A 25,492-nucleotide genomic window follows, 5' to 3' on the forward strand; every position below is an offset into this window, starting at 1 on the left:
AGGTCCCTCATCGAGTGAACCAAGAGGCTTTCGGTCGCGGGGTTCGGCCGCAGCGCGGCCACGACTGATGATGCCGTGCAGCAGTGAGCGACGTTTCACGTGAAACACGATGCACAGCAGCCGCGGCCGGACTGTCGCGACACTCCGGCATGCATGGGTTTGGCAGCTTGTGTGGAGTACGTCTCTTCCTCAGGACGGATCAGCGTCGCAGTGACGGACCAGCCCCATGGACGGATCCGCTCAGCGCCGACGCCGCGTCCGCCCGGTGCGAGCCGCCTTCGCGCGCTTCGCAGCGAAACGCACACCGCCAGGGCTCTCCCCGACCTCGACCCGCACGACAGTGGAGGTCGGATCGACCACGCCCTCACCCACATGCAGGATGGACGTCTCCACCGCACCCAGCTTGCTCAGCGCCGCCGATGCGCTCTTCAGCTCCTCCTCGGCGGTGTCGCCCTTGAGTGCGAGCATCTCCCCGTACGGTCGCAACAGCGGAATGCCCCAGGTGGCGAGCCGGTCGAGCGGCGCGACGGCTCGGGCCGTCACGACGTGGACAGGCTGGATCTTCCCCATGACCTCTTCGGCCCGGCCGCGCATGACCGTCACATGGTCGAGGCCCAGCAGCTCCACGACTTCGGTGAGGAAGTTGGTACGCCGGAGCAGCGGCTCCAGGAGCGTGATCTTCAGGTCGGTGCGGACCAGAGCCAGCGGAATGCCGGGGAGCCCGGCGCCGGAGCCGACATCGCACACGGTCACGCCATCAGGCACGACCTCCGAGAGCACCGCGCAGTTCAGCAGGTGCCGCTCCCACAGCCGGGGCACCTCTCGCGGGCCGATGAGACCGCGCTGCACGCCCGCATCTGCGAGCAGCTCGGCGTACCGCACCGCATCCGCGAAGCGATCACCGAACACCTCGCGCGCCTGCTCGGGCGCGGGGGGAAGCTCCGCTGCCTCCGTCACGGGGGACCGTCCTTCCGTACCGCATCAGCGCACCCGGCGCCGACACCAGAACCACCAGAACTATCAGGCTGACAAAGTTCGGCCCCGCCTGCGCAACAGACGGGGCCGGGAAACGTAGGGGCCGATCAGGCAGGCAGCACGACGACGAAGCGCTGCGGCTCCTCGCCCTCGGACTCGCTGCGCAGCCCCGCGGCCTTGACCGCGTCGTGCACGACCTTGCGCTCGAAGGGCGTCATCGGCTTCAGCTTGACGGCCTCACCGCTGCTCTTGGCCTCCGCCGCGGCCTTGGCACCCAGCTCGGACAGCTCGGAGCGCTTCTGTGCGCGGTACCCCGCGATGTCGAGCATCAGGCGACTGCGGTCGCCGGTCTCCCGGTGCACAGCCAGACGGGTGAGCTCCTGGAGCGCTTCCAGCACCTCGCCGTCACGGCCGACGAGCTTCTGCAGATCGCGGCCGCCCGTGTCACTGATGATCGAAACGGAGGCGCGGTCGGCCTCGACGTCCATGTCGATATCGCCGTCGAGGTCGGCGATGTCGAGCAGACCCTCCAGGTAGTCCGCCGCGATCTCGCCTTCCTGCTCCAGGCGAGTCAGGGTGTCTGCACCCTCGGCAGCGGCGGAGGTGGTGCCTTCCGTCACGGGATGGACTCCTTCTTACTTCTTGGACGGGGACTTGGGCCGCTGCGGGCCCTTGCGCTGTCCGGACTGGGCCTTGCTGCGGGTGCCGCCGGCGGGCTTCGCGCCGCCCTTCTTGGCAGCGGCGGCGGGCTTGGTGTCCTCCGGCGCGTCGGACTTGGTGAGCGATGTCTTCGGCTCGTTCTCACCGGCCGCCTTCGGGCCGACCACGCCGCCGTGCTGCCGCTGCGACTTGCTCTGCCGCTTGGGCTGCTGACGCTTGGGAGTGCCGGCGGCGGTGGTCGGCGTGCCGTCCTCGGCCTGGGCCGCGGCCGCGGTGTCGCTCTTGATCACGGTGCCGTCGGCCTGGGCGGCGAGGCCGGCCTTGCTCAGACCGTTGATGAACTTGCGCTCGAACTCGTTGCGGTCCCGGCCCTTGGCGACGATCGCCTTCACGATGGCGCGGTCGCGGCGCCGACCCACCTTCTCGTGCTGCGTGACGTGCTTGGTCAGGCGGTCGAGGTACGAGGCCTGAGCCTTGGAACCCGGGGTCGGGTTGTTGTGGATGACGTACATCTGCTGGCCCATGGTCCACACGTTGGTGGTCAGCCAGTAGACGAGGACACCGACCGGGAAGTTGATGCCGAAGACGGCGAACATGACCGGGAAGACGTACATCAGCATCTTCTGCTGCTGCATGAACGGGGTCTTCACCGTGGTGTCGACGTTCTTCGTCATCAGCTGGCGCTGGGTGAAGAACTGCGACGCCGACATCAGGACGATCATGACGGCGGTGACCACACGGACATCGGTCAGGGAAGCGCCGAGCGCTTCCACCTTCGACGCGCTGTCGGTGAACTTCGCCGCCAGCGGCGCACCGACGATGTGGGCCTTCTGCGCGCTCTGCAGCAGGCTCTGGTTGATCACGCCGATGGTGTCGCCCGAGGCGATGGCGTTGAGCACGTGGTACAGGGCGAAGAAGAACGGGGACTGCGCCAGGATGGGAAGGCACGAGGAGAGCGGGTTGGTGCCCGTCTCCTTGTACAGCTTCATCATCTCTTCGGACTGACGCTGCTTGTCGTTCTTGTAGCGCTCCTGGATCTTCTTCATCTCGGGCTGCAGCGTCTGCATGGCCCGGGTCGCCTTGATCTGCTTCACGAAGAGCGGGATCAGGCAGATGCGGATCAGGATCACCAGCGACACGATCGACAGGCCCCAGGCCCAACCGGTGTCAGGGCCGAACAGGGCGCCGTACACCGAGTGGAACTGGACGATGACCCAGGAGACGGGTGTGGTGATAAAGCTGAAGAGGCTGGCAATCGTGTCCACTAATCATGCTCCTTGGGCATGGGACGGTGTCTCTGCGGCCGGGCTCGAGGGACTCGACGGACTGGTGGGAGAAGTCCGTCCCTCGGTGGCCGGTCCGACGGCGGAGGGCCCGCCCTTGCGTGCATGCCACGCGTTGCGCAGCATTTCGTGCCACCGCGGGCGCTTGCGCGGCGGGACATGGTCCACACCGCCCAGCGACCACGGATTGCACCGCAGGATGCGCCAGGCCGTGAGTGCCGTTCCCTTGATGGCACCATGCCGGTCGATGGCCGTGAAGCCGTAGTGGGAGCACGACGGGTAGTACTTGCAGACCGGCCCGAGCAGTGGACTGATCGTCCACTGGTAGAGCTTGATCAGAGCCAGCAGCGGGTACTTCATCGCGCGCCCCCTCCCAGCAACCGCTGGAGAGCGGCGTCCAGGTCTCGGGCCAGCTGTGCATGGTCGGCGTCGCCCGATCCGGGCAGCGCTCGTACGACTACCAGGCTACCGGGGGGCAGCTGGGCGACTCGCTCGCGCATCAGGTGGCGAAGCCTGCGCTTCACTTTGTTGCGCACGACCGCGCCACCCACGGCTTTGCTCACGACGAAACCCGCACGCGTCGGGGGAGCGCTCTCCCCAGGCGCATGCGGGTCCGTGGCACCGCTTCGAAGGTGGACGACGAGGTGCGGGCGTCCTGCCCGACGGCCTCGCCGTACCGCGGTCGCGAAGTCCTCGCGCCGCCTCAGCCGGTTCTCGGTGGGCAGCACGACGTCATGACCTGATCGGGATCAGGCGGACAGGCGGGCGCGACCCTTGCTACGGCGGGACGCGAGAATCGCGCGGCCGGCACGGGTACGCATACGCAGCCGGAAGCCGTGGGTCTTCGCGCGACGACGGTTGTTCGGCTGGAAGGTGCGCTTGCTCACTCGGGGGCTCCAGAAAGAATCGGTGGTTGCGGGGTGCCGTCCTGGCTGTCACCGTGCGCCCACGAGTAGCTCGCAGTTACGCCCGAGTGCACCGCTGACCGATCACCCAAATGATCTGTGCCCATCGGAGGCAGGCGGCAGCAGCCATCGACAACTCGACCTGGTTACGGTACGCGCGGCTACGCCATCCGGTCAAACCGGGAGTCGCCGGGAGACACTTGTCCACAGGCTGGGGACAACAACTTGAACCGTACCGGCCGCCCTGACTACCGTGGCGGACTCCGATTCGTTCCCTTGTCCCTGCCCCGGTGGTTTTGCCCCCGTGGCACCCACCCGGATGACAATCCCGACCCGTCCCAGAACCACACGTTCGTGGGACCTGCGAGAGAGCGTGCCCTGTGGCTGACGTACCTGCCGATCTTGCCGCAGTGTGGCCACGCGTATTGGAGCAGCTCCTCGGGGAGGGCCGCGGCCAGGGTGTCGAAGTGAAGGACGAGCACTGGATCCGGCGCTGTCAGCCGCTCGCGCTGGTCGCGGACACCGCCCTGCTCGCCGTACCGAACGAATTCGCGAAAGGCGTACTGGAGGGCCGGCTGGCACCGATCGTCAGCGAGACGCTGAGCCGCGAGTGCGGTCGCCCGATCCGGATCGCGATCACCGTCGACGACTCCGCGGGCGAGCCACCCGCCCCAGCGGCGCCCCCGGCCCGCTCCCAGCAGCGCTACGAGGAGCCCGAGCTCCCCTCCGCACGCCAGGACCGCGACGGCTACGACCGCCCCGAGCGCGACGGATACGACCGCCAGGACCGCGACGGATACGAGGGTTACGGCCGCCACCGCGCCGACCAGGCGCCCGGACCTGCGGGCGACCAGCTTCCGCCTACGCGCGCAGACCAGCTTCCGACCGCCCGCCCCGCCTATCCGTCCGAGTACCAGCGCCCCGAGCCCGGCGCTTGGCCGCGGCCTTCGCAGCAGGAGGACTACGGCTGGCAGCAGCAGCGCCTCGGCTTCCCGGAGCGCGACCCGTACGCGACATCGGAGCGCGACCCGTACGCGACACCGGGCCAGGATTCGTACGGCCACCAGGACTCGTACACCCCCCAGGCCCCCTACGGCTCCGGCTCCGGCTCCCAGGACGCGTACGGATCCAAGGGGTCCAAGGACTCCTACGGCCCGCCGGCCCAGGACTCCTACGGCTCCCCGTCCCAGGACTACCGCCCGCAGCCCATGGAGCGCCCCTCCTACGAGCAGCCGCGCTCCGAATACGACACGCCACGCGGCGAGTACGACCAGCGCGACGCGGTGCGCCGGGAGCTGCCCGACCCGCCCGCCGGTTCGGGCCACGTGCACCGGGGCGGACCGGTCGGCCCGAACCTGCCGACGACCGGCGCGCCCGGCCCCCTGGCCGCGCAGCCGGCACCGGCGACCGGCCCGGGTGAACCGACCGCCCGCCTGAACCCGAAGTACCTCTTCGACACCTTCGTCATCGGCGCCTCCAACCGCTTCGCGCACGCGGCCGCGGTCGCTGTGGCCGAGGCACCGGCGAAGGCGTACAACCCCTTGTTCATCTACGGGGAGTCCGGACTCGGCAAGACCCACCTGCTGCACGCGATCGGGCACTACGCACGCAGCCTCTACCCGGGCACGCGCGTGCGGTACGTGAGCTCGGAGGAGTTCACCAACGAGTTCATCAACTCCATCCGCGACGGCAAGGGCGACAGCTTCCGCAAGCGGTACCGGGAGATGGACATCCTGCTGGTCGACGACATCCAGTTCCTCGCGGACAAGGAGTCGACGCAGGAGGAGTTCTTCCACACCTTCAACACGCTGCACAACGCCAACAAGCAGATCGTGCTGTCCTCCGACCGGCCGCCGAAGCAGCTGGTGACCCTGGAGGACCGGCTGCGGAACCGTTTCGAGTGGGGACTGATCACGGACGTCCAGCCGCCCGAGCTGGAGACGCGGATCGCGATCCTCCGCAAGAAGGCCGTACAGGAGCAGCTCAACGCACCGCCGGAGGTCCTGGAGTTCATCGCGTCCCGGATCTCGCGGAACATCCGCGAGCTGGAAGGTGCGCTGATCCGCGTCACGGCGTTCGCCTCGCTCAACCGGCAGCCGGTGGACCTGGGGCTGACGGAGATCGTCCTGAAGGACCTCATCCCCGGGGGCGAGGACTCGGCCCCCGAGATCACCTCGACGGCCATCATGGGCGCGACGGCCGACTACTTCGGGCTGACCGTCGAGGACCTGTGCGGCACCTCCCGCGGCCGCGCCCTCGTCACCGCCCGGCAGATCGCCATGTATCTGTGCCGTGAGCTGACGGACCTCTCACTGCCCAAGATCGGCGCGCTGTTCGGCGGTCGCGACCACACCACGGTCATGCACGCGGACCGCAAGATCCGCAATCTGATGGCCGAGCGTCGCTCCATCTACAACCAGGTCACGGAGCTGACCAACCGCATCAAGAACGGCTGACGGCGACGGCGGTACGCCGCGGAAGGCGCCCCTGAGGCTCCATGGGGCGCCTTTCTCATACCCGGGATCCTCCGGGCGTCTCACACCCGGGATCCGCTGGGGCGGCACGGACGGGCGCGGCAGCAGCCCCTCCCAGGACTCCTGAGCCCCTCCACGCCCGCAAAAACCCGGCTGGTGCGAAGCTCCGGCCTCTGCCCCCAGCCACCCGCCCGCAACCCGCTGTTCGATTAGGCGCCGGGTTACGGCCTCCCTCCACAGATTCGGCGACTTTCTGCCGTCCACATCCTGGGGACCGGGGAGTTGTCCAGATCGTGTCCACAGAGGCTCTTGTCGAAAGACCATCAGACCAGCTCAGGTGCTTGTGGATTGGTGGACGAAGGATCTCCACAGACTGTGGACGACGAGATGATCCACAGGCTGTGCACCGAGTTGTCCACCGGCTGCCCACAGGCTGGGGGAGGTTGTCCCCAGCGATCGGCTGCTTCTCCACATGCCTGTCCACTGTTCGGCAACACGACGCGCCTCCTCACCGGGTCGAGTGAAAGGCGTCACACAAAGGTGCCGGGTTGGGCTGTGGGAAAGGTGGGTAAAGCTGGGGATGGCGCTGGGGAGAACTCGCCTCCCCCTGTGCACGGCGTGTGCAGAACTTTCTGTTCTCCACAGATGCACCCGGTTGTCCACTGCCTCCACCCACAGGCCCGGTGGACAAAATTCGCGCCCTGAGCTGGGAAAACAGGGTTATCCACGGTATCCACAGGCCCTACTACTACTCCCGACTAGAGAGAGCTGGGAATCCGTTTCGAAGGGGGCCCTGTGCACAACTCGCTCTTCGGTGCCCGACCGCCCCTCGTCACGACTTGACCCCGAGAGGCACCTACTGTCAGTGCCGTGCGTCAGACTGGTCCCCGGTGTCCTCCCCCTCTCAGGGACCTACGGCACCGAGACAGACGACGAGGGCCAGGCAGAGCGAGAAGCGCCGGCAACAGCAGGAGGCGGCAACAGTGAAGATCCGGGTGGAACGCGACGTACTCGCGGAGGCAGTGGCCTGGGCGGCACGCAGCCTCCCGGCCCGTCCGCCGGCGCCTGTCCTCGCCGGCCTCCTGCTGAAGGCCGAGGAAGGCCAGCTGAGCCTGTCCGGCTTCGACTACGAGGTCTCCGCGCGGGTCTCCGTGGAGGCCGAGGTCGAGGAGGAGGGCACGGTCCTGGTCTCCGGCCGCCTGCTCGCCGACATCTGCCGCGCGCTGCCCAACCGCCCGGTGGAGATCTCCACAGACGGTGTACGGGCGACCGTGGTCTGCGGCTCGTCCCGGTTCACACTCCACACCCTGCCTGTGGAGGAGTACCCGGCCCTGCCCCAGATGCCGAACGCGACGGGCACGGTCCCCGGCGAGGTCTTCGCCTCGGCCGCCGCCCAGGTCGCCATCGCGGCCGGCCGTGACGACACGCTGCCCGTCCTCACCGGTGTGCGCATCGAGATCGAGGGCGACACCGTCACGCTGGCGTCCACCGACCGCTACCGCTTCGCGGTCCGCGAGTTCCTGTGGAAGCCGGAGAACCCGGAGGCCTCCGCGGTCGCCCTGGTGCCCGCCAAGACGCTCCTGGACACCGCCAAGGCTCTGACCAGTGGCGACCAGGTGATCCTGGCGCTGTCCGGCTCGGGCTCCGGCGAGGGCCTGATCGGCTTCGAGGGCGCCGGCCGCCGGACGACGACCCGCCTGCTCGAGGGCGACCTCCCGAAGTACCGCACGCTGTTCCCGACGGAGTTCAACAGCGTCGCCGTCATCGAGACCGCCCCCTTCGTGGAGGCTGTCAAGCGCGTGGCCCTGGTCGCCGAGCGCAACACCCCGGTGCGGCTCAGCTTCGAGCAGGGCGTGCTCATCCTGGAAGCCGGTTCCAGCGACGACGCACAGGCTGTGGAAAGGGTGGACGCACAGCTCGAGGGCGACGACATCTCGATCGCCTTCAACCCGACGTTCCTGCTGGACGGCCTGAGCGCCATCGACTCCCCGGTGGCCCAGCTGTCGTTCACGACGTCCACCAAGCCCGCGCTGCTCAGCGGCAAGCCGGCGGTGGACGCCGAGGCGGACGACGCCTACAAGTACCTGATCATGCCGGTCCGCCTCAGCGGCTGACCTGCCCCCGCGGCCCGGAGTCAGGCCGGGGATCACCGGCGGCCGTCCACAGGCTGAGGACACAGGTTGACGGCAAACCCGCAGGTGAGGGCGTACGACTGAGCGCGTATGCCCACAGATGTGCGCGAGCGTCCGGGTTTAGGGTCGGACGTGGGTACGAAAGTGCCTGGCGGTACGTCCGTGCCGCCACGCCACGTCGCAGAACCTAAGGAAAACAACTGATGGAGCTCGGTCTCGTCGGCCTCGGCAAGATGGGCGGCAACATGCGCGAGCGGATCCGCCGCGCAGGTCACACCGTCCTCGGATACGACCGCAACCCGGACCTCGCCGATGTCCACAGCCTGGAAGAGCTTGTGGGCAAGCTCAGCGGGCCGCGCGTGATCTGGGTGATGGTCCCCGCGGGCGAGGCCACGCAGACCACGATCGACCGGCTCGCGGAGCTGCTGGAGCCGGGCGACGTCGTCGTGGACGGCGGTAACTCCCGCTGGACCGACGACGTCAAGCACGCCGAGGAGCTGGCGGCCAAGGGCATCGGTTTCGTCGACTGCGGTGTCTCCGGCGGCGTCTGGGGCCTGGCGAACGGCTACGCGCTGATGTACGGCGGCGACAAGGAGAACGTCGCCAAGGTGCAGCCGGTCTTCGACGCCCTCAAGCCGGAGGGCGACTCCGGCTCGGTGCACGCCGGCAAGGTCGGTGCGGGCCACTTCGCGAAGATGGTCCACAACGGCATCGAGTACGCGATGATGCAGGCTTACGCCGAGGGCTGGGAGCTCCTGGAGAAGGTCGACTCCGTGACCGACGTCCGGGAGGTCTTCCGCTCCTGGCAGGAGGGCACGGTCATCCGCTCCTGGCTGCTCGACCTCGCGGTCGACGCGCTCGACGAGGACGAGCACCTGGACGAGCTGCGGGGTTATGCGCAGGACTCCGGCGAGGGACGCTGGACCGTGGAGGCCGCCATCGACAACGCGGTGCCGCTGCCGGCGATCACCGCGTCGCTGTTCGCGCGGTTCGCCTCCCGCCAGGAGGACTCGCCCCAGATGAAGATGATCGCGGCGCTGCGGAACCAGTTCGGCGGTCACGCGGTCGAGAAGAAGTAGCTCAGACGAGAAGTAGTAGTCCACAGGGCTGCATGGCAGTCCACAACCGTCCGGGGAGGTCGGCGAAACGACCATGCACGTCACGCATCTGTCGCTGGCCGACTTCCGCTCCTACCCCCGGGTCGAGGTCCCGCTCGACCCCGGGGTGACGGCCTTCGTCGGGCCGAACGGACAGGGCAAGACCAACCTCGTCGAGGCCGTCGGCTATCTCGCCACCCTCGGCAGCCACCGGGTCTCCTCCGACGCCCCCCTGGTCCGCATGGGCGCCGAGCGCGCGATCATCCGGGCCCAGGTCCGGCAGGGCGAACGGCAGCAGCTGGTCGAGCTGGAGCTCAATCCGGGGCGCGCCAACCGTGCCCGTGTCAACAGGTCCTCGCAGGTCAGGCCGCGTGACGTGCTGGGGATCGTGCGGACCGTGCTGTTCGCGCCCGAGGATCTCGCGCTGGTCAAGGGTGACCCCGGTGAGCGGCGCCGTCTCCTCGACGAGCTGATCACCGCGCGGTCCCCGCGGATGGCCGGGGTCCGCTCCGACTACGACCGGGTCCTCAAGCAGCGCAACACCCTGCTGAAGTCGGCCGCGCTGGCCCGCAGGCACGGCGGCCGCACGATGGACATGTCCACGCTGGACGTGTGGGACCAGCATCTCGCGCGCGCGGGGGCCGAGTTGCTCGCCCAGCGGCTGGATCTGATCGCGACGATCCAGCCGCTGGCCGACAAGGCCTACGAGCAACTCGCGCCCGGCGGCGGCCCGATCGCGCTGGAGTACAAGCCGTCCGCGCCCGGCGAGGCGCACACCCGTGAGGACCTCTTCGAGCAGCTGATGGCGGCGCTCGCCGAGGCCCGCAAGCAGGAGATCGAGCGCGGTGTCACCCTGGTCGGCCCGCACCGGGACGATCTGCAGCTCAAGCTCGGCCAGCTCCCGGCCAAGGGCTACGCCTCCCACGGCGAGTCCTGGTCCTATGCGCTGGCGTTGCGCCTGGCCTCGTACGACCTGCTCAGAGCGGAGGGCAACGAGCCGGTGCTGGTGCTCGACGACGTCTTCGCCGAGCTGGACACCCGTCGCCGTGAGCGTCTGGCCGAACTGGTCGCGGAGGGCGAGCAGGTCCTGGTGACGGCCGCGGTCGACGACGACGTACCGCATGTGCTGTCCGGGGCGCGGTTCGCCGTCTCCGAGGGGGCGGTGGAGCGGGTATGACGGAGAACACATCCGGGGACGCATCCGGGTCCTCCCGGCCCCCCGAGCCCTCCGGTGTCGACCTCGCGCGGGTGGCGCTGCGTGCGGCCAAGGAAGCCGCACGCGCGCGGGGGGACGCGGCGCAGCAGAAGAAGCAGGCGCGCCGCGGCGGTCTGCGCTCCGGCGCGCGCGCGGACGGACGCGACCCCATGGCGCTCGGCTCCGCGATCAACCGGCTGATCACCGAACGGGGCTGGGAAGCGCCGGCCGCCGTGGGCGGTGTGATGGGCCGCTGGCCTCAGATCGTGGGCGAGGACGTGGCCAAGCACTGTGTGCCGGAGAAGTACGACGAGGACGAGCGGGTGCTGATCGTGCGCTGCGACTCGACGGCCTGGGCGACGAACCTCCGGCTGCTCGCGCCCACACTGGTCGCGCGTCTGAACGAGGATCTGGGCCACGGCCGGGTGAAGCTGATCAAGGTGCAGGGCCCCGGCGGACCCGCTCGCGGTTACGGCCCGTTGCGCGCTCCCGGCAGTACCGGTCCGGGCGACACCTACGGCTGATCGGCACCGGTTTCCCACCTGTCGACAGTACGTGACTGACATCACATCAAGGGCTTTCGGTGGCTCTCTCGGGGTACCGGAAGCCCCCCTGTCGCGTGTCCGCACACGGTTGCGAATCATGACCTGACTCCGAAGTAGCCAAGGGTTGACGGCCGGAAGCGCTGAGTGCCGCCGTGAGCCTCTTGGAGCCCCCTTCCGCATATCGGGAGTCGGGCAAGACCCGTCGAGGGCGGCACATGCGGACTCAGGTACCGGCAAACCCCCATCAGTGTCAGTGCTACCGGTAGACTGGAAGCAATCCCGCCCCACTCGCTGGGGACCGTCCGGGACAAGCTGAGCAACGCTGATCAAGGCTTACCAACGCAACATGCCGCAGCCGCTCCGGCAACCCGCCGACGAGCCTGGCTCGTGCTGTGCCAGAAAGGGCGCTTCGTGGCCGATTCCGGCAACCCCAACGAGAACATCCCGTCCACCGACGAAGGCGTGAGCAGCGAGGCGATCACCTCCCACAGCGAGGTCACCGCCTCGTACGACGCCAGTGCCATCACCGTCCTCGAGGGTCTGGACGCCGTCCGCAAGCGACCCGGCATGTACATCGGCTCGACCGGTGAGCGCGGCCTGCACCACCTGGTGCAGGAGGTCGTCGACAACTCCGTCGACGAGGCCCTGGCCGGTCACGCGGACACGATCGACGTCACGATCCTCTCCGACGGCGGCGTGCGCGTCGTCGACAACGGCCGTGGCATCCCGGTCGGCATCGTCCCGTCCGAGGGCAAGCCGGCCGTCGAGGTCGTGCTGACGGTGCTGCACGCGGGCGGAAAGTTCGGCGGCGGCGGCTACGCGGTCTCCGGCGGTCTGCACGGTGTGGGTGTCTCCGTGGTGAACGCCCTGTCTACCAAGGTGTCCGTCGAGATCAAGACCGACGGCTACCGCTGGACCCAGGACTACAAGTTGGGCGTCCCGACGGCCCCGCTCGCCCAGCACGAGGCCACGGACGAGCACGGCACCTCGGTCACCTTCTGGGCCGACCCGGACATCTTCGAGACCACCGACTACTCCTTCGAGACGCTGTCGCGGCGCTTCCAGGAGATGGCGTTCCTCAACAAGGGTCTGCGAATCAACCTCACCGACGAGCGCGAGTCGGCGAAGGCCACGGCCGGCGCGGACGAGGCGGGCGAGGACGAGAAGCACGAGGTCAAGAGCGTCTCGTACCACTACGAGGGCGGCATCGTCGACTTCGTGAAGTACCTCAACTCCCGCAAGGGAGACCTGGTGCACCCCACCGTCATCGACCTCGAGGCGGAGGACAAGGACCGGAGCCTGTCCCTCGAACTCGCGATGCAGTGGAACGGCGGCTACAGCGAGGGCGTGTACTCGTTCGCCAACATCATCCACACGCACGAGGGCGGTACGCACGAAGAGGGTTTCCGCGCCGCGCTGACCTCGCTGATCAACAAGTACGCGCGCGACAAGCGGCTGCTGCGCGAGAAGGACGACAACCTCACGGGTGACGACATCCGCGAGGGTCTGACGGCGATCATCTCGGTCAAGCTGAGCGAGCCCCAGTTCGAGGGCCAGACGAAGACCAAGCTGGGCAACACCGAGGTCAAGACCTTCGTGCAGCGGGTCGTCTACGAGCACCTCACGGACTGGCTGGACCGCAACCCCAACGAGGCCGCGGACATCATCCGCAAGGGCATCGCGGCGGCCACCGCGCGCGTGGCGGCCCGCAAGGCCCGCGACCTCACCCGCCGCAAGGGTCTGCTGGAGACGGCGTCCCTGCCGGGCAAGCTCTCCGACTGCCAGTCGAACGACCCGCAGAAGTGCGAGATCTTCATCGTCGAGGGTGACTCCGCCGGCGGCTCGGCCAAGTCCGGCCGCAACCCGCAGTACCAGGCGATCCTCCCGATCCGCGGCAAGATCCTCAACGTCGAGAAGGCGCGCATCGACCGCATCCTGCAGAACCAGGAGATCCAGGCGATGATCTCCGCGTTCGGCACGGGTGTGCACGAGGACTTCGACATCGAGAAGCTCCGCTATCACAAGATCATCCTGATGGCGGACGCCGACGTCGACGGCCAGCACATCAACACCCTGCTGCTGACCTTCCTGTTCCGCTTCATGCGGCCCTTGGTCGAGGCCGGGCACGTGTACCTCTCCCGCCCGCCGCTCTACAAGATCAAGTGGGGCAAGGACGACTTCGAGTACGCCTACTCCGACCGCGAGCGCGACGCCCTGATCGAGATGGGCCGCAACGCCGGCAAGCGCATCCGCGAAGACTCGGTCCAGCGGTTCAAGGGTCTCGGTGAGATGAACGCCGAGGAGCTGCGCATCACGACCATGGACCAGGAGCACCGCGTTCTCGGCCAGGTCACCCTGGACGACGCCGCCCAGGCCGACGACCTGTTCTCGGTCCTCATGGGCGAAGACGTCGAGGCCCGCCGCGCGTTCATCCAGCGCAACGCCAAGGACGTCCGCTTCCTCGACATCTGAGTCGGTCTCAGCTGACCGCACCCGGAAGGATTTTCACCAGCAATGACCGACGAGAACACTCCCGTGACGACGCCCGAGGGTGACGCCTTGGCCATGCGCGTCGAGCCCGTCGGGCTCGAGACGGAGATGCAGCGCTCGTACCTCGACTACGCGATGTCCGTCATCGTCTCGCGTGCGCTGCCGGACGTCCGCGACGGCCTCAAGCCCGTCCACCGCCGTGTGCTGTACGCCATGTACGACGGCGGTTACCGCCCCGAGCGCGGCTTCTACAAGTGCGCCCGCGTCGTCGGCGACGTCATGGGCAACTACCACCCGCACGGCGACTCCTCCATCTACGACGCCCTCGTGCGCCTCGCCCAGCCCTGGTCGATGCGCATGCCGCTCGTCGACTCCAACGGCAACTTCGGCTCCCCGGGCAACGACCCGGCCGCGGCCATGCGGTACACCGAGTGCAAGATGGCGCCGCTGTCGATGGAGATGGTCCGCGACATCGACGAGGAGACCGTCGACTTCACGGACAACTACGACGGCCGCTCCCAGGAGCCGACCGTCCTGCCGGCCCGCTTCCCGAACCTGCTGATCAACGGCTCGGCCGGTATCGCGGTCGGCATGGCGACCAACATCCCGCCGCACAACCTGCGCGAGGTCGCCGCCGGCGCCCAGTGGTACCTGGAGAACCCCGAGGCCTCCCACGAGGAGCTGCTGGACGCGCTCATCGAGCGCATCAAGGGCCCGGACTTCCCGACCGGCGCGCTCGTCGTCGGCCGCCGGGGCATCGAGGAGGCGTACCGCACCGGCCGCGGCTCCATCACGATGCGCGCGGTCGTCGAGGTCGAGGAGATCCAGAACCGCCAGTGCCTGGTGGTCACCGAGCTGCCCTACCAGGTCAACCCGGACAACCTCGCCCAGAAGATCGCCGACCTGGTCAAGGACGGCAAGATCGGCGGCATCGCGGACGTCCGTGACGAGACCTCCTCGCGCACGGGCCAGCGCCTGGTCATCGTGCTGAAGCGGGACGCGGTCGCCAAGGTCGTGCTGAACAACCTCTACAAGCACACCGACCTGCAGACGAACTTCGGCGCCAACATGCTGGCGCTGGTGGACGGCGTACCGCGCACGCTGTCGCTGGACGCGTTCATCCGCCACTGGGTGACGCACCAGATCGAGGTCATCGTCCGCCGTACGCGCTTCCGGCTGCGCAAGGCCGAGGAGCGGGCGCACATCCTGCGCGGTCTGCTGAAGGCCCTGGACGCCATCGACGAGGTCATCGCGCTGATCCGGCGCAGCGACACCGTCGAGATCGCCCGCGGCGGCCTGATGAGCCTGCTGGAGATCGACGAGATCCAGGCCAACGCCATTCTCGAGATGCAGCTGCGCCGACTGGCCGCCCTGGAGCGCCAGAAGATCGTCCAGGAGCACGACGAGCTCCAGGCGAAGATCAACGAGTACAACGAGATCCTGGCCTCCCCGGCCCGCCAGCGCGGCATCGTCAGCGCCGAGCTGGCCGCGATCGTCGAGAAGTACGGCGACGACCGCAAGACGACGCTCATCCCCTACGAGGGCGACATGTCCATCGAGGACCTGATCGCCGAGGAGGACATCGTCGTCACGGTCACCCGGGGCGGCTACATCAAGCGCACCAAGACCGACGACTACCGCGCCCAGAAGCGCGGCGGCAAGGGCGTGCGCGGCGCGAAGCTCAAGGAAGACGACATCGTCGACCACTTCTTCGTGTCCACCACGCACCACTGGCTGCTGTTCTTCACCAACAAGGGCCGCGTCTACCGGGTCAAGGGCTACGAGCTGCCGGACGCCGGCCGGGACGCGCGCGGTCAGCACGTCGCGAACCTGCTCGCCTTCCAGCCGGACGAGGCGATCGCCGAGATCCTGGCGATCCGCGACTACGAGGCGGTTCCCTACCTCGTGCTCGCCACCAAGGCCGGACTTGTGAAGAAGACGCCTCTGAAGGATTACGATTCGCCCCGTTCCGGCGGTGTGATCGCCATCAACCTTCGCGAGGGTCAGGACGGTTCGGACGACGAACTGATCGGTGCCGAACTGGTCTCGTCGGACGACGATCTGCTTCTGATCAGCAAGAAGGCGCAGTCGATCAGGTTCACCGCGTCGGACGAAACCCTGCGGCCCATGGGCCGTGCCACCTCGGGCGTCAAGGGCATGAGCTTCCGCGAAGGCGACGAGCTGCTCTCGATGAATGTTGTTCGACCCGGTACGTTCGTGTTCACTGCCACAGACGGCGGGTACGCGAAGCGGACCAACGTCGACGAGTACCGCGTCCAGGGTCGCGGCGGCCTCGGCATCAAGGCCGCCAAGATCGTCGAGGACCGTGGGTCCCTCGTCGGCGCGCTGGTGGTCGAGGAGACCGACGAGATCCTCGCCATCACGCTGTCGGGCGGTGTGATTCGTACGCGGGTCAACGAGATCAGGGAAACCGGCCGTGACACCATGGGCGTCCAACTGATCAATCTGGGCAAGCGCGATGCCGTCGTGGGCATCGCTCGCAACGCCGAGGCGGGGCGCGAGGCGGAGGAGGTCGACGGCGATGTGGTCGTCGACGAAACCGCCGAGGACGCCGTGACCACCGGCACGGACGAGGGTGAGGCGCCCTCGGCCGAGTAGGCACGAGGAGTGAGTCAGCGTGAGCGGAGCCACGGGCGCCGGACCGGCCGGAACCCCGAGGGGTACGGAAGCGGACGACGGCGGCCGTGGCTCCGCCGCGCGTGCGGCGGACCCGCACACGACCAACCTGAAGGCGATCAAGTCCCCGGCCAAGGACGAGCCGTCGCCCGACGCGCAGGGATCACAGGGGGGAACTGTGACGGACACCCGAGGTCCGCAGACCAAGCAGGCCAAGGGCGGTGCGGGTTCGTCCGCCTCCGGCGCGCAGCCGCAGCCGGCCGCGCAGGAGCCGGGCACGGCCTCGCCCCTGCCCGGGGAGCGGCAGACGAAGCAGCAGGCCGGGCCGTACCACCCGCCGCAGGCCTACCCGGCGCAGCAGGCGGAGGCCGGAGCCGGTCCCGCTGCCGCGCGGCGTCCCCGCACGGGGGTGGGTACCACTCCGCGCGTCCGCAAGGCGCGGCTGCGGGTGGCGAAGGCCGATCCATGGTCGGTGATGAAGGTGAGCTTCCTGCTCTCCATCGCCCTGGGCATCTGCACGATCGTCGCGGCCGCCGTGCTGTGGATGGTCATGGACGCGATGGGCGTCTTCTCGACGGTCGGCGGCACGATCTCCGAGGCCACAGGGTCGAACGAGTCCAACGGCTTCGACCTGCAGGCCTTCCTGTCGCTGCCCAACGTCCTGATGTTCACGTCGGTCATCGCGGTCATCGACGTGGTCCTGGCGACCGCCCTCGCGACGCTCGGCGCGTTCATCTACAACCTGTCCGCGGGCTTCGTGGGCGGCGTGGAGCTGACGCTCGCGGAGGACGAGTGACGGCACCTCCGTCGTCGCCCTGACGGTGGCCCGACAACCGATTTTGGGACTTCCCATGTCGTGCGCTAATCTTCAGGAGTCAGCGCGCGGGACACATCCCGCAAAGCGCGGCGGGGCTATAGCTCAGTTGGTTAGAGCGCATCCCTGATAAGGATGAGGCCACAGGTTCAAATCCTGTTAGCCCCACCAGCGAAAAGACCCCCAGTCGGTAGCGGCTGGGGGTCTTTGACTTTCCTGGCCGGCGTCGGCCGAAATGCCCATGGTCAAGTTGGTCCGGCTGTGCCGGAGGATCGCATCAGCCACCTCGGGTGCACCCTCGGGCCGTGCGCAGCGGGGTGCGGCGCCGAGCCGGGCGGCCACTGGGCATGTCCTGACACCAGGGGCCCGGAGTCAGGACATGCGTAAGCCCGGCCGCTCTGCCGAGCTGCCGGGCCTGGTACGCAGATCGCTTGGGTGTTGTTCCGGGGATTCAGCGCTGGAGAGGCGTCAGACGGTTCGCCCCGGGGTCGGGGTCCTCGTCGTTGCAGTCGGTGCCGGGGGACGTCGCCGTGTCCGCGGGTGAGCGGTGCCGGCAGCGGGGGGTCTTGCCGTGGGCCTCGGCGCGGATGCGCTGCTTCATCGTGGGGGGCAGAGCCCTTGGAGAGGACCGGGAAAACGTCGTCGATGCCGCCGTCCGCTGCTGCGGGATGCTCGCGCGGTTGCTGTTGCTCTTCTGCTCGGTCTGCGGTACGGCCGCCGCAGCGGTCGTGGTGATGAGTCCGAGTGTCGTGCACAGCGCGAGGAAGGCGGTGACGATGGTGGTCCACAGCTTCATGACCTTGTTCCGGGCCATGGCCCCTCACTTTCGGGTCGGGCGATTTGCGTACTTTCCTCATCATGTGTATGTGGGTCGGGAAGTGGTGGACCTCCGCCCGTGGCGCGTCGATGTTCCGATGAACACCACCCGGATGGGCCCAAGGAGGGCGAAAAGGTGTGAAGAGTGACGAAGAAGGGGCAAAGTGGCCGTCCGTCGGGGTGTGATCACCTTCCGATCGGAGCGGTGCACTCCGCTTCTATCCCTGTTCCCGGGAGGGGAGTTGAGTGCCGACTCAGGTCACCGATCGGTATCGGCCGGTGTGTATAGTCGGGCGCCAGAGGTCCCCTACGTCAAGGAAAGACGAGGTCGCGCGGTGAAGAAGCTTCTCCTGGTCGCACTGGCCGCCATCGGCGGGCTCCTCGTGTACCGCCAGATCCAGGCGGATCGCGCCGAGCAGGATCTGTGGACGGAGGCGACTGACTCCGTTCCCACGGGTTCGTGAGTCACGACAACCCAGACCGAGCACACCCCGGCCGCTTCGCGGTCGGGGTTTTGTGTGCCGAGGGCCGGTCGTGAAGCCGCCCGGCGCGGCAGGATGGGCCACAGATCACGGCATGGCGGTCCGTGGACAGTGAGCGGCCCGTGGACAGTGAGCGGTCCGGGCGACGGTGAGGGGTGGCGCGTGAGGGGACGGTGCCGTACGGCGTGGAGGCGGTGCGCGGGGACGTGGCGCGACCGTCCGGCTGTGGCCGTGCGCGTCGGCGCAGCGGCCGTGGTCCTGGGGACGACAGCGGCCATGGTGCCGGGACAGGCCTCCGCTGCCACGGATCAGGCCTCCGGCACGCCGAGCCCGTACGCCTTCGCTGACGGCGCGCTGCGCGTCCAGGGAGCGAGGAGTACCGGGGACGCCGCACCCCTGAAGCCCGGCGAGGTCTACAAGAGCTCCCTGCCGGGCCACGGCAAGGTCAACTACCGCCTCGACCTCGACGCCACGTCCAACGCGTACGTCTCCGTCACCGCCGTCCCCTCCCCCGACAGCACCGTCTCCGTCATCGACGGGGTCAAGGTGACCGTGCAGGACGCCGAGGGCAACACCTGCTCCGACGACAACACCAACTTCGGGGCCGCTCGCAGCCCCCACCCCGTCGCGGCCTGGGGCATGCGCGAGATCTCGCCCAACCGGCCGCTGTGCAGAAAACCCGGCGCGTACTACGTGTCCGTCGAACGCGTCGATCCACAGGGCGAGGGCTCCTCACCGGACGCGTGGGACCTGGAACTCGTCGCCATGACGGAACCGAGGACGGCCAGGACCGGGGCCACTGGCGCACCCGAGGTGTGGAACTCCGCCACGCCCCAGCCGCTCCAGGGCGATGCCCGGCACCGCGAGGGCGGCGCGGGCTTCACCGGGGCGACCCCCCTCGGCCAGGGAGTCTGGCGTGACGACATCCGGCCCGGCCAGACCCTCTTCTACGCGGTACCGGTCGACTGGGGACAGCAGCTCTCCGTCACCGCGGACCTCGGCAGCTCGGAAACCGGCGCCACCGGCTACACGGCCGACGCGCTGGACCTGACCCTCTACAACCCCGCGCGCGGCGACGTCGCCGACGTCGGCGTCGGCTACACCGGCGGCCAGAGGTCCGGGAGCCTGCCTCCCCTGCCACCGGTCGGCCACGCCAACCGCTACTCCGCCACCTCGCAGGTGAGCGCGATGCGCTTCGCCGGCTCCTACTACCTCGTCGCCCACCTCTCGGAGGGCGTCGCCGACACCTTCGGCGACGGGCCGTTCAAGATGACGCTGCGGGTGACGGTGAGCGGGGAGCCGCGCGGCGGCCCCGAGTACGCGGGGGAGTCCGTGCCCGAGGGCGTCTTCGAGGTCTCGGAGCAGGACCGGGAAGCGGCCGTGGAGGGCGTGGCCGCGAGCGGTGACACCGCCATGAGGGCACTCGCCGTGGGCGGCATCGGCACCGGGAGCGCACTGCTCGTGGGGCTCGGGGTGTGGAGCCTTCTGGCCCGGCGCAGGACTGCCGCGTAAGCGCAAGGGAAGCACGGCGGGCCCCGGACCCTCTGCTGCCCGATCGCCCATGAAGCGGGGGCATTGCTGCCTGACCGCTCAGACGGGCATCAGCCCACCCCGATCACCTTGACGCGGCCGGCGCAGCCGCTCGCTCAGATGCGGGTCAGCGCCCAGAAGCCCACGGCGTAGCAGGCCAGCGCGAGGAGCAGCAGCGGGACCGTCACCTTGGCCGGGGGCCCCGGGCGGGAGGGCCGGTGTGCCCGATGCCGTGACGGCGCCTGACCGCCCGGCGGGGCGCTCGGTGTCGGGGTGGTGTACGAGGCTGTGGAGGCGTCCGTTCGGTAGTGCTCCGCAGGGGGCAGCGGAGGGCCGGAGTACACCGGGGGGAGTGGCTGTGCGGACGACAGGCGGTGCGTGGGGTCGGAAGGGGAGACGGACACCGGCTGGTGCGGGGCGTGGACCGGGGAGGGCTGGGACGGTCCGGCCGCGGAGGATGAGGTGACGGTGGGCTGTGGCGGCGGCAGATGGAAGCTGCCGGTGTCCGACATGGAGGGCGGCCGGGCCGGCCCGGCGGTGTGGCGCGGGTCGGACGGCACCGGCTCCGCGTGGTGCCGCTGGGGCTCGGAGTGCTGTCCGTCCGGGGCCGACGGTCCGCCGTCGTCCCGCCCGGGCCGAGAACGTTCCCCGCTCGTCCCGGAGTGCTCGGACGGCGCCTCCCCCGGCCCCAGCCCCTTCGCTCTCTCCAGTGGCCCCTCGGGCGCGAACCCCCCGGGCAGCGGGCCCAGTTGGTCGAAGATCTCGATCAGCTCGTCGTCCGGTCCGGGCTCCGGAAGCAGCTCCGCGGCGGCGGCGAGTGCCTTGCGCGCCCCCGTGGCCGTACGGAACCGCGCCTCGGGATCCGGCTGGAGCAGCATGGCCACCACCTGCCACAGCGGCTCGGGGATGCCCTTGGGTGCGCCGGGCGTCCCGTGCTCGGCGAAGTACTGGATGAGTGCCTTGCTGTCCGGCTTGGCGCCCTCCAGCAGATACAGCGCGACCAGTCCTACGGCGAACAGGTCGGCGGGAAAATCCGGTTCGGCACCCATCATCTGCTCGGGTGCGAGATAACCAGGGGTCCCCACCACGAGGTTGGTCTCCGTCAGACGGGGCTCACCCAGCCGCATCGCGATGCCGAAGTCGGACAGCCGCAGCCGCGGCCGGCCCGTGCCGGTGGCCTCCAGCAGCACATTGGCGGGTTTCACGTCACGATGGACGACGCCCTCCGCGTGCACCGCGGACAGGCCCGACAGCAACTGGTCGAGCAGGGTGCAGACGAACGCCGGCGGGAGGGGGCCGTAGTCCCCGACGAGGTGTGCGAGTGATCCGCCCGCGACCAGGTCCATGGTGAACAGGACCTTGTCGTCGTCGGCGGCCCAGCTGGTCGGGGCGAGTACATGCGGGTGGTCGATCCGCAGGGCCTGCTCCCGTACGAAGCGCAGCAGTGAGTGCGCATCGCTCTGGAGCAGGACCTTGGCGGCCACATAGCGGCGGCGGCGGTGGTCCCAGGCACGCCAGACGGCACCGACCCCTCCGCGTCCGATCGGGTCGACCAATTCGTACCGGCCGGCGAAGACCTCACCCATGGCTGTACGTCGCTCCTCCCCCTGCGGCTTTCCCCCTTGCTTCCCCTTCGGCGAGTCCTACGACTCCCCGGCGGGCGAAACGGCTCCCCCGAGCCCTTCGCTGCCCCCCGAGCCCCCGGTTCCCCCGATGAGTGATACGTCCCCCTCGCGTCGACCGGTCCCCCGTACGGAGCACGCCCCCTCGTGCCCGTCCGTACCGCGACCCGTCCCCCGTCACCTCACCCGCACCCGCTGCCGAACCCCCTTCGGCAACCGGGTGGTGGGATCAGCTCTGGTGGGACTGGTAGTGCGAGACCGCGTCCGAGGTGCGGCCGGCACCGTAGACCCGGAGGAACTCTGCCAGCTCCGGATGGGTCGGGGCGAGGGTGTCGGCGGCGTCGATGATGTCGCCCGCCGCCGCGACCGACCGCAGCAGCGACTGGATCTCACGCACGACGCGCTTGACCGTGGGCGCCCCCGAACTGCTCGTCGTCTGCGTGGTGTTGCTCAGCACCGAGCCCCCCTGTGACTTCTTGATCTCCTCCATCCGCTCGGTGGCCTCCCCCGCGCTCACGCTGCCGTCCGCGACCTGCCCCGCCAGGTCCTGCAGCAGCTGAACCCGCTGCACCACGGCGGGATTGCCGATCTTCGCGCGCTGACCGCTCATCAGCTGCGACAGCATCGGTGCGGACAGTCCCAGAACCCCCGCGAGACGAGCCTGGTTGAGACCAAGATCGTCGATGAGCCTACGGAAGAGCGCCCCCAGCGGCTCCCCGTACCAGTTCCGCTGCAGTTCCCGCGCTCTTGCGGTCGCTTCCTGCTGTGCGGCGTCCATTGCGTCTCCCCATCGCTTCCCCATGTACGGCGGTTCGCGGTAGCGAACCACGCCGAGCATCTTACGGAGAGTGGTCGACGACGGGGACCCCCAATCTTTTTGCGGAACCACGGGGGTGACCCGGTACTCTGGTCTCCGACGCCCGCCGGGACACGGTTTCTCCGGTCGGACGTCCCCTTAAGGGGCCTTAGCTCAGTTGGTAGAGCGCTGTCTTTGCATGGCAGATGTCAGGGGTTCGACTCCCCTAGGCTCCACTCTAAAAATGCCCTCCGAACTGCGGAAACGTGGAATCGGAGGGCGTTTTTGCGTGTCCGTGCGGATGCGGGGAGCGCGTGTTTCACGTGAAACGGCCCGGCGCCCTCAGGAACGGTCGTCGCGGCGGGAGGCCTCGTCCTCGGCCTGCTTGGCTTCGACCTCCGGGTCCAGGACCGACGGGCCGGTGCCGTCCACGGACGACAGGCGCCCCGACTCAGGGACCTCCGTCGCGGCCGGCGGCTCCACCAGCCAGTCCGGATTGGCCTGCTTGTCCCACCACTTCCACGCGGCGAACGCACCGCCCGCGACCACACCCAGGATCACCAGCGTCTTCGCGGCCTTACCGGCCTTGGCCCGCCGCTCGTGCTTGCGGACCAGCTTCTGGATCTCCTTGGGCGAGACCTGTCCACGCAGCGCGGACAGAGCGGCCACACTCCGGGCCGCGGCCTCGGTCGTGACAGGCACGGCCGCAGCCACCGCCTGCTCGATCCTCGGTCGCGAGTACTCCGCCGCCTGGCGGGCAGCCTTGCGAGTACGCTCGGCGGCTTCCTGGGCGGCCTGGTCGACCTTCGGCGGCACATGCGTGCGGGCCTGCTCCAGGTACGGCTGCACATGGGTGCCGTACTGGACGCGCGCCTGCCCTGCGGCCTGCGTCACCTTGGGCGCTAGCCGTACGCGTGCCTCGTGTGCGTAGTGCGCGGCCCTGTCCTTGGCCGTGTCGGCGTAGGGCGCCACCACTTCCGCGGCGTGCAGCACGCTGTCCTTCGCCGAACCAGTCGCGGCGCGCACGCTGTCGATGCGGGTCACGGGTTCCTCCTCCTCGGTGGCGTACGGTATTTCGACTTTCCACCCTTTTACGGATCATGCCTCCCGACGCACGACCGGGCACGCGCGGAAGGGCATCCGGGTCACGCGAACCGGCATCCAAAGCCGATCACGTGCGATAGCGGACGAATGGGAGACAACAGGAGCTTGTCGTCGACAATGCCACGGATCGCCGCCGAGCGCCCCCGCCCCGGCACGGCTCGACCGGTTTTCTCCGCCCGCCCGCCGAGGGTTTCCCCCCGCTGCACCGAGGTCGGGCGACGCGGAGGCCCGTCCATGCGAGGATCGGGGAGTCACGGAAAGACAACGGAAGGCAGATCGTGGCCGAGCAGCTCTACGCCACCCTGAAGACCAATCACGGCGACATCGAAGTCCGGCTCCTGCCGAACCACGCGCCCAAGACGGTCAAGAACTTCGTCGAGCTCGCCCAGGGCGAGCGGGAGTGGACCCACCCGCAGACGGGTGCGAAGTCCACGGACAGGCTCTACGACGGCACGGTCTTCCACCGGGTGATCAGTGGATTCATGATCCAGGGCGGTGACCCGCTGGGCAACGGCACCGGCGGTCCCGGCTACCAGTTCGAAGACGAGTTCCACCCGGACCTGCGCTTCGACAAGCCCTACCTGCTGGCGATGGCCAATGCCGGACCGGGCACCAACGGCTCGCAGTTCTTCATCACCGTCTCCCCGACGGCGTGGCTGAACCGCAAGCACACCATCTTCGGCGAGGTCACCGACGCGGCGAGCCAGAAGGTCGTCGACACCATCGCCACGACCCAGACGAACCCGCGCACCGACCGCCCGCTCAACGACGTGATCATCGAGTCGGTCGTCATCGAGACCCGCTGAGCGAAGAAAGGCTCCCACCGGGACACCACGCGAGCCTCCCACCAGGCACCACGCGCAGGCTCCCGCGGGGAACCAATCGCCCCGCTCATCCGTAAGGATGAGCGGGGCGGGCTTTTCTCACACGACCAAGGGGAGACCATGGACGACCAGGCTGCGGGCAGCCCGCAGGACGCCCACAGCGTCCCCATGTGCTACCGCCACCCGGACCGCGAGACCGGCATCCGCTGCACACGCTGCGAGCGCCCCATCTGCCCCGAGTGCATGGTCAACGCCTCCGTCGGCTTCCAGTGCCCCGAGTGCGTCCGCACCGGCTCCGGCACCGGCCACTCACCCACGGCCGCCATGCCCCGCACGATCGCGGGCGGCTCCATCGCCGCCGACCCCCGGCTCCTGACCAAGATCCTCATCGGCATCAACCTGGCCGTGTTCATCGCCGTCCAGGTCCACGAGTCACTGCTCAACGACATCGTCCTGCTCGGTGCCTGGCCACCGGCGCCCTTCACACCCACACAGGGCGTGGCGGGCGGCGAGTGGTACCGCATGGTGACGTCGATGTTCACGCACCAGGAGATCTGGCACATCGCGTTCAACATGCTCAGCCTGTGGTGGCTCGGCGGCCCGCTCGAAGCGGCCCTCGGCCGCGCCCGCTACCTGGCGCTCTACCTCATCTCCGGCCTCGCCGGCAGCGCCCTGGCGTACCTGCTGACCTCCCCGACCACGGCGACCCTCGGTGCCTCGGGCGCGATCTTCGGCCTCTTCGGCGCGACAGCCGTACTGATGCGCCGGCTCAACTACGACATGCGGCCGATCATCGCGCTGCTCGTGATCAACCTGATCTTCACTTTCAGCCCCGGCTTCAACATCTCCTGGCAGGCCCACATCGGGGGCCTGGTAGCCGGTGTCGTCGTCGGATACGCCATGGTCCACGCTCCCCGCGAGCACCGCGCGATCGTGCAGTACGGCACCTGCGCCCTGGTCCTGGGGGTGGTCGTGCTCATGACCCTTCTGAGGACGGCGCAGCTCGCCTGAGCAGGCGTTGTCCACAGCGGGTGGCGGATCTTGTGCATACGGTGTGGGAACACATGTGCCCCCTGCCGCAGACCCGCGTACACGCAGGTCAGGCAGGGGG

Annotated in this window: 22 protein-coding genes and 2 tRNA genes; 14 read left to right on the forward strand and 10 right to left on the reverse strand. The window is 68.9% G+C overall.

Features of this window, described 5'->3' with window-relative positions; genetic code table 11:
• Positions 1–240 precede the first annotated feature (240 nt).
• The 6 genes from rsmG to rpmH form a co-directional block, all read right to left on the reverse strand.
• On the reverse strand, positions 241–957 hold the full coding sequence (gene rsmG / locus ADK65_RS13050) for a 16S rRNA (guanine(527)-N(7))-methyltransferase RsmG (protein ID WP_053670146.1): 717 nt from the start codon (positions 955–957) through the stop codon (positions 241–243).
• Positions 958–1,082: 125 nt separating this feature from the next.
• Positions 1,083–1,595 carry a protein jag gene (locus tag ADK65_RS13055; RefSeq protein WP_053670147.1) on the reverse strand — a complete coding sequence of 171 codons (513 nt, stop codon included), beginning with the start codon at positions 1,593–1,595 and terminating at the stop codon, positions 1,083–1,085.
• 15 nt (positions 1,596–1,610) lie between these two features.
• Positions 1,611–2,900, reverse strand: coding sequence for a membrane protein insertase YidC (yidC, locus tag ADK65_RS13060; RefSeq protein WP_053670148.1), 1,290 nt, complete (start codon positions 2,898–2,900; stop codon positions 1,611–1,613).
• A 3-nt stretch (positions 2,901–2,903) separates the two neighbouring features.
• Positions 2,904–3,278: a membrane protein insertion efficiency factor YidD gene (yidD, locus tag ADK65_RS13065; RefSeq protein ID WP_053670149.1), complete on the reverse strand. Its 375-nt coding sequence runs from the start codon at positions 3,276–3,278 to the stop codon at positions 2,904–2,906.
• Positions 3,275–3,646: a ribonuclease P protein component gene (rnpA, locus tag ADK65_RS37055; RefSeq protein ID WP_078625383.1), complete on the reverse strand. Its 372-nt coding sequence runs from the start codon at positions 3,644–3,646 to the stop codon at positions 3,275–3,277. The genes yidD and rnpA overlap by 4 nt, the downstream gene beginning before the upstream one ends.
• Positions 3,647–3,667: 21 nt before the next feature.
• The gene (rpmH, locus tag ADK65_RS37060; RefSeq protein WP_003956500.1) at positions 3,668–3,805 is read right to left on the reverse strand and encodes a 50S ribosomal protein L34; all 138 of its coding nucleotides are present in this window, start codon (positions 3,803–3,805) and stop codon (positions 3,668–3,670) included.
• 398 nt (positions 3,806–4,203) lie between these two features.
• On the opposite strand from rpmH, the gene dnaA reads away from it, so the two are divergent.
• From dnaA to ADK65_RS13115, 9 genes are all read left to right on the forward strand, one after another.
• The gene (gene dnaA / locus ADK65_RS13075; RefSeq protein ID WP_078955941.1) at positions 4,204–6,279 is read left to right on the forward strand and encodes a chromosomal replication initiator protein DnaA; all 2,076 of its coding nucleotides are present in this window, start codon (positions 4,204–4,206) and stop codon (positions 6,277–6,279) included.
• Between the two features lie 1,001 nt (positions 6,280–7,280).
• Positions 7,281–8,411 (forward strand): DNA polymerase III subunit beta, encoded by a 1,131-nt coding sequence (gene dnaN / locus ADK65_RS13080; RefSeq protein ID WP_053670152.1) that lies wholly within the window; start codon positions 7,281–7,283, stop codon positions 8,409–8,411.
• 221 nt (positions 8,412–8,632) lie between these two features.
• On the forward strand, positions 8,633–9,508 hold the full coding sequence (gnd, locus tag ADK65_RS13085; protein ID WP_053670153.1) for a phosphogluconate dehydrogenase (NAD(+)-dependent, decarboxylating): 876 nt from the start codon (positions 8,633–8,635) through the stop codon (positions 9,506–9,508).
• A gap of 73 nt (positions 9,509–9,581) precedes the next feature.
• Positions 9,582–10,703, forward strand: coding sequence for a DNA replication/repair protein RecF (gene recF / locus ADK65_RS13090; RefSeq protein WP_053670154.1), 1,122 nt, complete (start codon positions 9,582–9,584; stop codon positions 10,701–10,703).
• On the forward strand, positions 10,700–11,245 hold the full coding sequence (locus ADK65_RS13095; protein ID WP_053670155.1) for a DUF721 domain-containing protein: 546 nt from the start codon (positions 10,700–10,702) through the stop codon (positions 11,243–11,245). Before recF ends, ADK65_RS13095 begins: the two co-directional genes overlap by 4 nt.
• 432 nt (positions 11,246–11,677) lie before the next feature.
• On the forward strand, positions 11,678–13,738 hold the full coding sequence (gene gyrB, locus ADK65_RS13100; protein ID WP_199825618.1) for a DNA topoisomerase (ATP-hydrolyzing) subunit B: 2,061 nt from the start codon (positions 11,678–11,680) through the stop codon (positions 13,736–13,738).
• Between the two features lie 42 nt (positions 13,739–13,780).
• Entirely contained in the window at positions 13,781–16,375 is a 2,595-nt protein-coding gene (gene gyrA, locus ADK65_RS13105) for a DNA gyrase subunit A (protein ID WP_053670157.1), read from the forward strand.
• 19 nt (positions 16,376–16,394) lie between these two features.
• Entirely contained in the window at positions 16,395–17,189 is a 795-nt protein-coding gene (locus ADK65_RS13110) for a DUF3566 domain-containing protein (RefSeq protein WP_053670158.1), read from the forward strand.
• Positions 17,190–17,301: 112 nt separating this feature from the next.
• A tRNA-Ile gene (locus ADK65_RS13115) sits at positions 17,302–17,378 on the forward strand.
• A 280-nt stretch (positions 17,379–17,658) separates the two neighbouring features.
• Here the strand turns inward: ADK65_RS13115 and ADK65_RS13120 are convergent.
• The gene (locus ADK65_RS13120; RefSeq protein WP_053670159.1) at positions 17,659–18,021 is read right to left on the reverse strand and encodes a DUF6344 domain-containing protein; all 363 of its coding nucleotides are present in this window, start codon (positions 18,019–18,021) and stop codon (positions 17,659–17,661) included.
• Between the two features lie 337 nt (positions 18,022–18,358).
• Here ADK65_RS13120 and ADK65_RS39230 point away from each other — a divergent pair, with 337 nt between their 5' ends.
• Both ADK65_RS39230 and ADK65_RS13125 read left to right on the forward strand, forming a co-directional pair.
• Entirely contained in the window at positions 18,359–18,487 is a 129-nt protein-coding gene (locus tag ADK65_RS39230) for a DLW-39 family protein (protein WP_003999697.1), read from the forward strand.
• Positions 18,488–18,730: 243 nt separating this feature from the next.
• The gene (locus ADK65_RS13125; RefSeq protein ID WP_053670160.1) at positions 18,731–20,017 is read left to right on the forward strand and encodes a hypothetical protein; all 1,287 of its coding nucleotides are present in this window, start codon (positions 18,731–18,733) and stop codon (positions 20,015–20,017) included.
• A 134-nt stretch (positions 20,018–20,151) separates the two neighbouring features.
• On the opposite strand, the gene ADK65_RS13130 is transcribed toward ADK65_RS13125, so the two are convergent.
• Both ADK65_RS13130 and ADK65_RS13135 read right to left on the reverse strand, forming a co-directional pair.
• Positions 20,152–21,621 (reverse strand): serine/threonine-protein kinase, encoded by a 1,470-nt coding sequence (locus ADK65_RS13130; RefSeq protein WP_053670161.1) that lies wholly within the window; start codon positions 21,619–21,621, stop codon positions 20,152–20,154.
• A gap of 265 nt (positions 21,622–21,886) precedes the next feature.
• Complete coding sequence (locus ADK65_RS13135) at positions 21,887–22,435, reverse strand: helix-turn-helix domain-containing protein (protein ID WP_053670162.1); 549 nt, start codon at positions 22,433–22,435, stop codon at positions 21,887–21,889.
• Positions 22,436–22,616: 181 nt separating this feature from the next.
• Between ADK65_RS13135 and ADK65_RS13140 the strand changes: the two genes are divergently transcribed.
• Positions 22,617–22,689, forward strand: a tRNA-Ala gene (locus tag ADK65_RS13140).
• 106 nt (positions 22,690–22,795) lie between these two features.
• Here ADK65_RS13140 and ADK65_RS13145 read toward each other — a convergent pair.
• Positions 22,796–23,497, reverse strand: coding sequence for a DUF5324 family protein (locus ADK65_RS13145; protein WP_053670163.1), 702 nt, complete (start codon positions 23,495–23,497; stop codon positions 22,796–22,798).
• Positions 23,498–23,835: 338 nt separating this feature from the next.
• On the opposite strand from ADK65_RS13145, the gene ADK65_RS13150 reads away from it, so the two are divergent.
• The gene (locus tag ADK65_RS13150; protein WP_053670164.1) at positions 23,836–24,363 is read left to right on the forward strand and encodes a peptidylprolyl isomerase; all 528 of its coding nucleotides are present in this window, start codon (positions 23,836–23,838) and stop codon (positions 24,361–24,363) included.
• Positions 24,364–24,501: 138 nt separating this feature from the next.
• The gene (locus tag ADK65_RS13155; protein WP_053670165.1) at positions 24,502–25,392 is read left to right on the forward strand and encodes a rhomboid family intramembrane serine protease; all 891 of its coding nucleotides are present in this window, start codon (positions 24,502–24,504) and stop codon (positions 25,390–25,392) included.
• Positions 25,393–25,492 lie beyond the last annotated feature (100 nt).

This window comes from Streptomyces sp. NRRL B-1140 (assembly GCF_001280065.1).
GTDB lineage: Bacteria > Actinomycetota > Actinomycetes > Streptomycetales > Streptomycetaceae > Streptomyces.

Excerpts from the sequence above, each read along its gene's own strand:
- yidD (WP_053670149.1), bottom strand. The coding sequence starts at position 3,278 with ATGAAGTACCCGCTGCTGGCTCTGATCAAGCTCTACCAGTGGACGATC.
- gnd (WP_053670153.1), top strand. The coding sequence starts at position 8,633 with ATGGAGCTCGGTCTCGTCGGCCTCGGCAAGATGGGCGGCAACATGCGC.
- recF (WP_053670154.1), top strand. The coding sequence starts at position 9,582 with ATGCACGTCACGCATCTGTCGCTGGCCGACTTCCGCTCCTACCCCCGG.
- ADK65_RS13095 (WP_053670155.1), top strand. The coding sequence starts at position 10,700 with ATGACGGAGAACACATCCGGGGACGCATCCGGGTCCTCCCGGCCCCCC.
- gyrA (WP_053670157.1), top strand. The coding sequence starts at position 13,781 with ATGACCGACGAGAACACTCCCGTGACGACGCCCGAGGGTGACGCCTTG.
- ADK65_RS13120 (WP_053670159.1), bottom strand. The coding sequence starts at position 18,021 with ATGGCCCGGAACAAGGTCATGAAGCTGTGGACCACCATCGTCACCGCC.
- ADK65_RS13130 (WP_053670161.1), bottom strand. The coding sequence starts at position 21,621 with ATGGGTGAGGTCTTCGCCGGCCGGTACGAATTGGTCGACCCGATCGGA.
- ADK65_RS13135 (WP_053670162.1), bottom strand. The coding sequence starts at position 22,435 with ATGGACGCCGCACAGCAGGAAGCGACCGCAAGAGCGCGGGAACTGCAG.
- ADK65_RS13155 (WP_053670165.1), top strand. The coding sequence starts at position 24,502 with ATGGACGACCAGGCTGCGGGCAGCCCGCAGGACGCCCACAGCGTCCCC.